Below are 10,754 nucleotides of genomic sequence, written 5' to 3'. Positions count from 1 at the left end.
CATATACTATACGTCTAATTTCTGCATTTGTCTACTGAAAGTCTGTTAAAATCATGAAAATTTCATTTACCTTCGATTCATTTTCTGCTACACTAGATATTACAGCAAAATAATTACAGCTTTACATTAGAATCACAGAAGAGAAGGTCAAAGGAGGCACTTATGAAACAGGATATGATAGTCATTCTGGACTTGGGAAGTACAGAAAATACAAGGCTGGCCCGGGAAATCCGTGCAGTCGGCGTTTACAGCGAAATTTATCCCCATGACATTACCGCGGAAGAGCTCAAAAAGCTTCCCAACGTAAAGGGCGTGATCATAAACGGAGGTCCCAACCATATCGTGGACGGCGTACGAATCGATGTTCTGCCGGAAATCTACGAAGCAGGCTATCCCGTCATGGCCGCCGGACACGAGCCGGCATCCTGCGAAAACCGCGCAGCAGAATGGCCTGAGGACGAGGACACAAGAGTCTCTCTGATAAGGGAATTTGTATTTGACACCTGCCATGCGCAGGCCAACTGGAACATGACGAATTTCATTGCCGACCAGGTAGAGCTGATCCGCAGCCAGGTAGGCGATAAGAAGGTTCTGCTCGCCCTCTCCGGCGGTGTGGACAGTTCCGTCGTAGCCGCCCTTTTGATTAAGGCCATCGGCAAACAGCTCACCTGTGTCCATGTCAATCACGGCCTGATGCGCAAGGGAGAATCTGAATCAGTCATCGACGTATTCAAGCATCAGCTCGATGCCAATTTAGTATACGTGGACGCAACCGAGCGTTTCCTTGGCAAGCTTGCAGGGGTTGCCGATCCGGAGCAGAAGAGAAAAATTATCGGTGCGGAATTTATTCGTGTATTTGAAGAAGAAGCCAGAAAACTGGAGGGAATCGAATTCCTGGCACAGGGAACGATCTATCCCGACATTGTAGAAAGCGGAACAAAGACTGCCAAGATGGTCAAATCCCATCATAATGTAGGCGGCCTTCCGGAAGATTTACAGTTCCAGCTGGTAGAGCCTCTGCGTCAGCTGTTCAAGGACGAGGTCCGTGCCTGCGGCGTAGAACTGGGACTTCCGGCAGAGATGGTATACCGTCAGCCGTTCCCGGGCCCGGGTCTGGGCGTGCGCTGTCTCGGCGCCATCACCAGAGAACGCCTGGAAGCAGTCCGTGAGTCCGACGCCATCCTGCGTGAAGAATTTGCCAAAGCCGGTCTGGACAAGACTGTATGGCAGTACTTCACCATCGTACCCGATTTCAAATCCGTCGGTGTCCGCGATAACGCCAGATGCTTCGATTATCCGGTCATCCTCCGCGCGGTCAACACCATCGACGCCATGAGTGCCTCTATCGAGCAGATCGATTACTCCGTGCTGTTAAAGATTACAGACCGTATTTTAAAAGAAGTGAAGAATGTAAACCGTGTGTGCTACGATTTGAGTCCGAAGCCTACGGCTACGATTGAGTGGGAATAACCCTCAATCCGGCGCAGGCTCCAAAATTCAGCAGAAACCATGAGAGGAATCAGCATATGCCGATTCCTCTTTTCTTAAAACTAATCTTTTCCCGGTCCCACCGTCATGAGATCCCCGGTCCAATCTCTTTATTCCCCGAACTCCCCGTTGGAATTCCAGGCCCCTTCTCTCCGCTCTCTGAAGAAGCCGTCGTCGAGGCTTCCGTCTCCGGAGCCTTCGTCGGAGCTGCAGTCTGGCTCTCCGTTGGCTTCGGCACAGGTGCCTCAGACGGTGCCGTGCTCTCAGGAGAGGCCGTCGTCGCTGCCGTAGTGGGAGCCGCAGGAGTTGTCGCTGCCGTTGTCTCCGGCGCCGCAGTCGTCGGCTGTATCGGCTTTCCCGCCGGTGTTGAAGTAGTCTTCGACTCCGTTCCCTCCAGATGGTAACAGAGTACCGGAGTACCCGCCGAGATATTCTCAAAAATCTTCTGCGCTACGGAATGTGGCAGATTAACACAGCCGTGGGATCCGCCGTTTTTATACAGCGTACCTCCAAAGCTGGACCGCCATGTCGCATCGTGCAGACCGATTCCGCCGTTAAACGGCATCCAGTAATCCACCGGCGTCTTATAATCTTCGCCCTTTAAAACCGCGTCCTTCTGCTTATACGTCAGCGGATAGACTCCCGCCGGAGTAGCCCAGCCTTTGGCTTCATTGCCCGACACAAAATCAGATTCCACCACAAGACTGCCGTCTTTATAATAGAACAGGTGCTGCGCCGTCAAGTTAATCTCCACATAGGTGCTGCCATAGTCATTCGCACCATGGCTGACCGCCTTCTGCTTATAGACCGGTTCTCTCGTCTGGCTCTCGCCGGAACGGATAATAGCCGCCAGTTCATCTGCCTCTGCGGCCTGGTCGATCCTCCAGCCATAGCTGCCTCCCGTAATCCTGACCGTCTTTCCGTACGAAGTATTCAGGGTTTTCGCCTTATTATAAGTGTCATATTTAGAAGCCAGACTCTTCACATACTCCGTAACTGCACTGCTGCTGACATAGGCATTCCCATCGTCACCAATGCCGACCCAATCCTTAATCGTATCACCGCTCAGCACTTCCCGGCTGTCTCCAAAAGTATAAGTCACCCTGACATTCACAAATCTGTTCAGCGCCTGCACACGGGCAAGAAGTTCCGCATCATCACTGGCGATTCCCGGCTTCACATATGCATCCAGCTCCTCCAGAGACAGCTCTCTCTGTAGCCCGCTAACCGCTTCTTGAGCACCGGCCGCCACCTTCTCCTTATCCAGTTCATTCCCCTCCACAGCCGGAATCACACTGTATCCCTGTCCGGACACATACTCCGACATGGCCGCATCCTGTGGTTTCACCACCTGTGCCTCATCAAAACACTTAAGCGCACCGATCACTTCCCCAAGCTTCTCCTCATTAAACTGGATCATCGTATCGATCTCAAAAGACTGAGGCGTCTTTCTGTGACGGAACCAGTCATTAGGCTCCTGTTCCTCCAGAAGCTTCTCGAGGCTGCCGTCAAAGACAGATTCCAGGCCAATATCATCGCCCGATATCACTTCCTCCGCTCCGCCTCTCTCCTTTATGGTCAGCGTATATCCATCGATGCCAGAAGCAATCAGCTGCTTCACTTCATCCACAGTCTTCTTCGACGCATCAACCCCATTAATTGTCGTATTCGGAAAAAACACAGTGCGATACTGCTTCCCCGTCTGTATGTACATCACTGTAACCGCCGCGGCCCCCGCCACTGCGATCCCACCTAAAACAGCGGCCCAACCCTTTATGCCCAGCGACTTCTTCTTTCTGCTGCGTGGTTTCTCTCTCTCCATCCAATTCCTACCTCTTCACTAGTAATTAATCAATACGTTTATTATAACGCACTGCCATGATTGATGTCCAACCCTTTTCTGATAAGATTTTATGACATTTTTATTACGATCAAAATTTATATCTCAGTCCCCCCTCCCCAATCCCACTCCCCCGTTTTTCGTTCTTTCTAAATTCAAAGCTTCGCGCTCAGAAAGTTTCTTCCCCGCCTCGGGGTGCGTCCCGGAGCAGGGGGAGTGGATATCCCAGTGTGCCGCCATCTGGATACGAGTCATAAAAATGAACGTGACCGGCGAACACACGCATTATGTGTCCGTCAGTCACGTTCATTTTTATGGCGAGTAGGAAGCAAGGCGGACACGGGATATCCACTCCCCCTGCTCCGGGACGCACCCCGAGGCGGGGAAGAAACTTTCTGAGCGCGAAGCCACCTTCTATTCCTTCTCCGGTTTAATTTTCCCCTCCCTAACCGCCTCCACAAACAGCGGCGCCAGCTGCGGATCAAACTGCATTCCGGCCTGTTTTAAAATCTCTTCCATGGCAAACTCCAGGGAACAGCGATCCTTATAGGACCGTTTGGAAACCATGGCATCAAAGGAATCCGCAATACAGAGAATTCTTGCAGAAAGCGGAATGTCCTCCCCTGCAATTCCCCTCGGATATCCCTTACCGTCATATCTCTCATGATGGCCGATCACGGCCGGGATAACGTAGTCTAAAGACGGCAGGTTCCTGATAATGCTGACCGCCGCTTCCACATGCCCCTTCATGATCTCATACTCCTCCGGTTCCAGCTTCCCCGGTTTGTTCAGAATATGTTCCGGAATCCCAATCTTTCCAATATCGTGGAGGAGCCCGGCCTCTCTCACCAGCTCAATGAAATCCTCACTCATGCCGTACTCTTCCGCCAGAATCCCCGCGTACTCCGCCACATGTCTGGAATGGCTGAAGGTGTAGTGATCCTTGGCATCGATCGCCGCCGTCAGCGCATAGATGGTGGACTGGTACGAAGTGTACACATCCTCTCTGACAAGCGGCTCTCCGTCTCTTGTACTTCCGTCGATATGAGATCCGATGTCAAAGACCATCACGCCGTTTTTCCCTTTCCGTTTCACGGAAAATACGGCCATGTCCGCATTCTCCACCAGCTGCTTGATATTGCTGGCGGAATACGGGATGGTACAGATCCCGCAGCTCACGGTCAGCACCTTTAAGGCATAATCCGTGGCTCTCTTATTCATATTTAAAATCTGCATCCGGATGGATTCTGCGATGTTTCTGGCCGCCAGAACATCGAAATCAGGCAGCGCAGCCGCAAATTCCTTTCCGCTGTAGCGGGCCACAAATCCCCGTTCTCCCACCGTGGCACTGATGATCTTCGCCACATTCTGCAGGGCCGTGTCCCCCTCCTTCATGCCGTAAAGCTGGTTATACAGCTTAAAATCATCGATGTTGATGATAATCAGAGCCAGTTCCCGGTTCGGTTTCTTTTCATACTGCTGATTTAACAGCTCATAGAAATACTTTCGGTTCAGCAGTCCGGTCAGTTCATCCGTTCTTGCCTCAACACAGGCCTTCTCATAAAGTCTGGAATTGCGGACCGCGATGGAAGCGATGGAACTGACTGACTCCAGAAAATTCAAATCGTCATATCCATAGGACTTCCCCTTCTTTTTCGAGGCCAGAAGCACGATCCCCGCCAGGTTTTCCTCATCCTGCAGCGGCAGCATACACTGAATCCCCAGTTCCCGGATCAGCCGCTTCTCCTCCTCCCACATGGACTTAAAGAGCACGGTCCTGCGGAATTCCGAGATCTGGATACACCGTCTGTTCTGGCGCATCCACTCCACCATGGGATTATCTTTCCTTATGGTAACATTCACACCGCTGATCGGCCGGGACCGGTGAGCCGTCTCAAAGCTTTCTCCCGCCTGGTCAGCCAGACAGATATAGATGGATTCTACTGCCAGCGTATCCTGGATCACCGAGGATATCTCTTCCACGATATCTCCTACCTCCAGGCTTTTTGAGACCGCTGTGCTGAATTTCTTTAAATTTTCCGTCTGAACCAGTTCCCCCTTAGTAAACAGAATATCGATAAACGTCTTCACCACTGAGGACAGCAGAAACGTGACAAGTGTAAAACAGACTGCCACAATCAGAAGACTGCTGTCTGCAAATACAGGCATTTTCCTCTGGATAAACTCCTGGAGCGGATTGATGTAATTGGCAAACAGCAATGCCACCAACAGCGTACTGATTCCATAGACCACCCCCCGTGAAACAAGGAGTGTCAGCCGGAATAAATGTTTTTTGTATAACGCATAGAACATGAATCCCGCATTAATAATGCCTGAAAGCACATCTGTCGGGAATCCGTGGAATGCAGGCACTAACGTTCCGGCATGTCCGATAAACAGAATTACGATTCCTGCAAAAATCGGCTTCAGCTGGTTTCGTTCCACCGTATTCTTTCTGTACGACTTGTGTACCAGATAGAACATATGGATAATGGGGAACGACATGGTAATAAACAGAATGGCGATGGGCCATCCGATATGGTACACAAAGCCGGCCGATCCGTTAGCCAGTCTTACCACTTCCGGGCAGGGAATGTAAAAGCCCCATTTGATATTGGCTGCATTATTGACCACTGCCAGTATCAGCCACGCCCACCAGAGGATAGTATCATCCGAATCCACCAGAGCATAAATAAAGTTAAAAAATGTGAAGGGCAGAATAATCAGGCCCACAATGGAGAAATGGAACCAGAATTCCACTCCCGGCCACAGCTCCATCCGCATGGCAAGGGAACCGCCGGTCCACAGTAAAAACGCGGCCAGCACTACCAGGAATGAATGGATGATTTTCGTCTTCTGCGCGGCCATGAACGCCACAAATAAGATCATGTAGCAAAACAGAGCCGTGACAGAGATAAATGAGTAATTATACACTTCTCTGAGGCCTCCTTCCAAAAGCGGAAACCAGTTCCTGACTCTTTAAAAGCTCTCCGATCTCATACTGGGTGGGATTGATCCGCCGCATCTTCTCCTTACCCCCGCGGTAATACGCGTCAAATGTTCCGCACCGCAGGATCGTAATCTCCAGGGGATCAATCCCCAGGATTTTCTTTAAGTCCTTGTAATCCTCATCGACGTATTTGAAATAGACGCCCATGTGTTCCTTCAGGATGTTGACGGTTACTGCAGAAGAAAACAGGCACTCCGGCTCCATCTCCACATACATGTGCAGAAACGGCCGCTTATTCTCCGTAACCTCCTTGGCTGCCGTCCATTCCTTCACATTCAGTCCCGACAGTCCGATGACGCGGCTGATGGAATTCTCCGTGATTCTTGTAAATCCGGCGATATCGATCACCGTTGGTATCCGGTCTATGTACTCAAATCTGGGAAATCGAACGTGATCCCGCTCATTTTCCAGGGCGATGCATCGATAGACATCCCCTACACGGTAACGCATGAAGACGCCGCCCTTCAGAACAGATATCACAAGTTCGTATTTCTCCCCCTCCTCCACCTCGTTCATAAGGCAGGTGCGCGGTTCATAGGAGGAATCCGCCAGGCTCCGTTCCATCTCCTTTTCCGGGATAAATTCATAAAAACAGGCATCCGGGAAAAAGTACATGCCATCCCGGCTCCAGATCTCGGTTCCGATACAGGTTGGCTCCGTCCCCGCAAAAATCTCCATGGGGCGAACGCCCCACAGCTTCTCTAAGTCGTCGCGGTAAAGGCGGTTATCCGTTCCGGCACACATAAATCCCTTCAGCCGGAACAAATCCTTTGGAAGCAGATCTCTTCCCTCTTTCCTGCAGATATGCTTCGCCTTCAGCAGCCGGATCACCATGGCCGGGCTGATGGAAATCTTCTTTTTGCCGTCGCCGCTTCCCGAACCGCCTCCGCTTTTATGCCCGGAACCGAGAGACGCAATACTGAGACTGACGTAATATGTAACGCTTCCGACGCCAAAGAAGAAGTCAATCCCCTTCTTTAAGCCCATTTTAAAGCCCTTTTTATTCCGTTCACTAAAGGACATCTTCTGGGCTTCCTTGACCGGCGGAAGAAATTCGATACTGATCGCATCGTTTAAAAGCAGAGGAAAAATTCCCGTCGCATAGGGAAGCGGTGCCAGCGCATAAAGAATAGTATCCTTTGGGTTGACATCGAAGTCTCCACGCCCGCTGCTGGTGGACAGCATCAGGCAGCCAAGCATGTTATTCTGGTACGTCTCCAGCATGCTTCTCGTGTAAGGAGCCAGCTTGATCGCATGCCGTCCGCCCTCCCACGTCGTCTGGATCCAGATCACCGGATCATCCGGGAGTATGGATTTATCCTTTAAGGATAAGCTGTCCGCATAATCCTCATAAGAGGTCAGCGGCACCATCTTCCGAAACTCTTCAATCGTCTCCGGATTCCGTCCCTTTAAGATCGCCTTTCCGATACCGCTGGCCTTCCATTTACTGATCTGTTCCAGCATAAGCCGGTTCTGAATCGCCATAAATTCTTCTATGGTTAAATCCAAAAAACCGCAGTATTCCTTCCAGAGCTCCCAATCCTTTCGCTCCTTCAGTTTATCTTCAAATTTCATCCCCGTCCTCCTCCACTGTCCGGAAGTACCCGGCACATTTACGTATGCTCTTTCCGTTGGGTATCAGAAATGGTGTTTCTCTCTGATACGCCTCATAACCGGAAAGCGTCCTCCGAAATGTAACCCGGTCCTGAAACCAGACATATAAAACATTGAGCCCACTGTAACAGATACACACAGCCATCATCAGCCTCTGCCCGGTTAACAGGGCGAGAAACAGATACAGAAAGAAAAACCACACCACCCCCGGGTGTCTGCAGAGGGAATAAACGCCCTCTGTGTACACTGGCGGGTTTTCTTCCAGCCTGGTATACGTTTTTTCAAACGGCAATGCGAAAAACAGTGTATAGACAAGCAGCGCAGCCTGACTCACAGCCAGGGCACCAAATATCACAATTCGCCAGACCGGCGGTCCGTACGCCTTCACCAGCGTCATGAAACATACCACGGTAGAAACCGCCAGAATCACGCTGCCGATCAGGAAAAAGGTGTGCAGAATGCGGTTTTTCCAGGTAAAGCTGTTCAGATCATAGAGTAAATACATACCAAAAGCAATCACGCCTGCTGCAAGATAACTCATTCTCCCTGCCTTTCTTTATGATGACGTCTGATAATTCCGACTCCCAGCGGATACGGCCCCGTATGAACGGCGATCGTCGCACCAATCTGGTTGATCCAGGCATCCTCCATCTCATACCCCCCGGTTCTGAGAGCTGCAAGCACCTGGTTCTTAAATAAAACCGCCTCTTCACGGTCATAGCCAAAGCCAATGGTAAAACGGTAGCTGCTCATGGGCTCCCCGTTTTCCTTCAGATAATCGAGCAGAAGCGCAATCACCTTATCGATCGATTTTCTTCTGCTCCTCGATATTCCGCTCGGAAATATCTCCCCCTGCTTCAGGGTAATAATGGGCCTGATTCCCAGCACGGAAGCCGCAGCTCCGGCCACTTTTCCGATTCTTCCGCCATGCTGTAAGTAATCCATGCTTCCAATCGTAAAGAATATCCGGCCGCTCTCTTTCATCTCATCGAGTGCCGCCACAGCCTCCGAGAGGGTCATCCCTTCCTCCCTCATGGAGACAGCCTCCAGCACGAAAAGCCCCTGAAGCACAGTATTCACGGTTGCGTCTATCACTTCAATCTGCGCATCCTCATACTGGCTCAGCACCATCTCTCTCGCATTCAGCGCGGACTGCATGGAACCGCTGAATTTCGTCGTGATGCAGATACACAGAACAGGAGTATGCGCCTGCGCAAATGGCTGAAATACATCGACATAATCTTGAATCGACGGCATGGAGGACTTGGGATATACACCGGGCTGCTCTACCATCTCCCTGTAAAACTCGCGGATGCCGATTTCCGTTCCCTCCTTTTTATAGGTCTCTCCATCAAAAGAAACATAGAACGGCACCACCGTGATCTCCTTCGCTGCAGCCAGTTCTTCCGGTAAATCACAGGAACTGTCACTGATGACTGCAAATTTGCTGTTTTCCATGTCTGATTCTCCTCTCCTCCGTATACAGCTGTGCGCGCATCTCCTGAAAAGACTGAAAATATTTACGCGACACCTCCATTATACTAAACCTGCCACAACCTGTCCATTGTAATTTAAACGATATCTGACAAAACTTTAGTTATATTTTAAAATTTTTAGCTATTTACCATTCATTTTTGTAACCTTATCTGTTTCATATTTCCTTCCTTTTCACAGATTGCCATTCTCCTCATATGATAAAAAGAAAGTGTACACATAAGGAACATCACATGGCACAGTTCACACCCGTTTATGGAACCATCACCTCCATCACTCCCCTGCAGGCAGCAGACGGTACTCAGGACTGCACACTACTGTTTTTCATTATGACGCAGGATATGGGACCTGTAACCTTTACTGTCACCCCTCTCACCTATGTGGAAGGCCAGGAAACCCTGAAACCGGGAGATCCTATTGTCGCATTCTATGACAATTCGGTACCTGCTCCTTTAATCTATCCGCCCCGCTATCACGCAGTGCTTATGGCAGAGGCGGATGACGGCCTCTTTGCCGCCTTCGATTACTTCGACGAAAACCTGGTGAATACCGACGCAACGCTGAAATTAAACCTGATGGAAAAGGGCGGTACGGAAGTAGTCATGGCTAACGGCCAGATCTACTACGGCACCCCCGCGAATCACTACCTGCTGGTGCTCTACAGCACCACCACACGCAGTATTCCGGCCATGACCACACCGGAGAAAATCGTTGTATTCTGCAGTGAATAGAGCGAACACATCATCCGATCCGCAGAAAGGGATATCCGGCTCTAAGCCAGATATCCCTTTCGCTGAAGCTCCATCTCTATCATATCCAGGTTTTTTTCCGACTCTGCAGCTACCGTATGGTAATGGCAGCCGCCGGTCAGAGCCTTCAACGGCTCATCCCGGCTCATAGCCATCTGATTCACAAATTCCTGCGCATCCAGACGGTTATTGATGATCAGATCCACACTGATCTGGCCATAGAGCGTATGTTCAATGGATACATCGAGAATTCTTCCTCCATAATCCACAATCGTCTGAAGCTCATCCAGCATGTGCTCCGTGTCGTGATTCACCCGGAACACACGGACGTGAGCCTTCGGCCTTCCCGGCTGCGGTTTAAAGAGAACATACCCCTTGTTTGTGGACATGATCTCTTTATTCTCGGCCCTTAAGAGCGCAATGTCCTGAACCACAACCTGACGGCTGACCCCTGCCCGCTTTGCCAGTTCCGTCCCGGATACAGGCGCCGTCTCCTGATTCAGAATCTCCATGATCTGCTGTCTTCTCTTCTCTCCGTCCACTCGTTCCATCACTCCTG

8 protein-coding genes are annotated in these 10,754 nt (G+C 50.6%); 2 read left to right on the top strand and 6 right to left on the bottom strand.

The window, feature by feature from the left end:
* Positions 1–162 precede the first annotated feature (162 nt).
* Entirely contained in the window at positions 163–1,470 is a 1,308-nt protein-coding gene (gene guaA, locus NE473_RS10150) for a glutamine-hydrolyzing GMP synthase (protein ID WP_022032952.1), read from the top strand.
* 103 nt (positions 1,471–1,573) lie between these two features.
* Here guaA and NE473_RS10145 read toward each other — a convergent pair whose 3' ends face one another.
* From NE473_RS10145 to NE473_RS10125, 5 genes are all read right to left on the bottom strand, one after another.
* Positions 1,574–3,310: a L,D-transpeptidase family protein gene (locus tag NE473_RS10145; RefSeq protein ID WP_055650546.1), complete on the bottom strand. Its 1,737-nt coding sequence runs from the start codon at positions 3,308–3,310 to the stop codon at positions 1,574–1,576.
* Between the two features lie 432 nt (positions 3,311–3,742).
* Complete coding sequence (locus NE473_RS10140) at positions 3,743–6,262, bottom strand: HD domain-containing phosphohydrolase (RefSeq protein ID WP_055650545.1); 2,520 nt, start codon at positions 6,260–6,262, stop codon at positions 3,743–3,745.
* Positions 6,255–7,913, bottom strand: coding sequence for a GH3 family acyl-acid amido synthetase (locus tag NE473_RS10135; protein ID WP_055650544.1), 1,659 nt, complete (start codon positions 7,911–7,913; stop codon positions 6,255–6,257). The genes NE473_RS10140 and NE473_RS10135 overlap by 8 nt, the downstream gene beginning before the upstream one ends.
* Positions 7,903–8,493, bottom strand: a complete 591-nt coding sequence (locus NE473_RS10130; RefSeq protein ID WP_055650543.1) for a hypothetical protein — start codon at positions 8,491–8,493, stop codon at positions 7,903–7,905. Before NE473_RS10130 ends, NE473_RS10135 begins: the two co-directional genes overlap by 11 nt.
* Positions 8,490–9,410, bottom strand: a complete 921-nt coding sequence (locus tag NE473_RS10125; protein ID WP_006772328.1) for a DegV family protein — start codon at positions 9,408–9,410, stop codon at positions 8,490–8,492. The genes NE473_RS10130 and NE473_RS10125 overlap by 4 nt, the downstream gene beginning before the upstream one ends.
* Before the next feature lie 269 nt (positions 9,411–9,679).
* On the opposite strand from NE473_RS10125, the gene NE473_RS10120 reads away from it, so the two are divergent.
* A complete protein-coding gene (locus tag NE473_RS10120) occupies positions 9,680–10,177 on the top strand; it encodes a hypothetical protein (RefSeq protein WP_022032957.1) in 498 nt (165 codons plus the stop codon).
* Positions 10,178–10,218: 41 nt separating this feature from the next.
* Here NE473_RS10120 and NE473_RS10115 read toward each other — a convergent pair whose 3' ends face one another.
* Positions 10,219–10,746, bottom strand: a complete 528-nt coding sequence (locus tag NE473_RS10115; RefSeq protein ID WP_055650542.1) for a transcription repressor NadR — start codon at positions 10,744–10,746, stop codon at positions 10,219–10,221.
* Positions 10,747–10,754: the final 8 nt, after the last annotated feature.

This window comes from Hungatella sp. SL.1.14, from assembly GCF_024460495.1.
In the GTDB taxonomy this organism is placed as follows: Bacteria; Bacillota; Clostridia; order Lachnospirales; family Lachnospiraceae; genus Hungatella; species Hungatella hathewayi.
The sequence above is the reverse complement of the archived record's forward strand: the minus strand, read 5'-3'. Positions and strand labels throughout refer to the sequence as shown.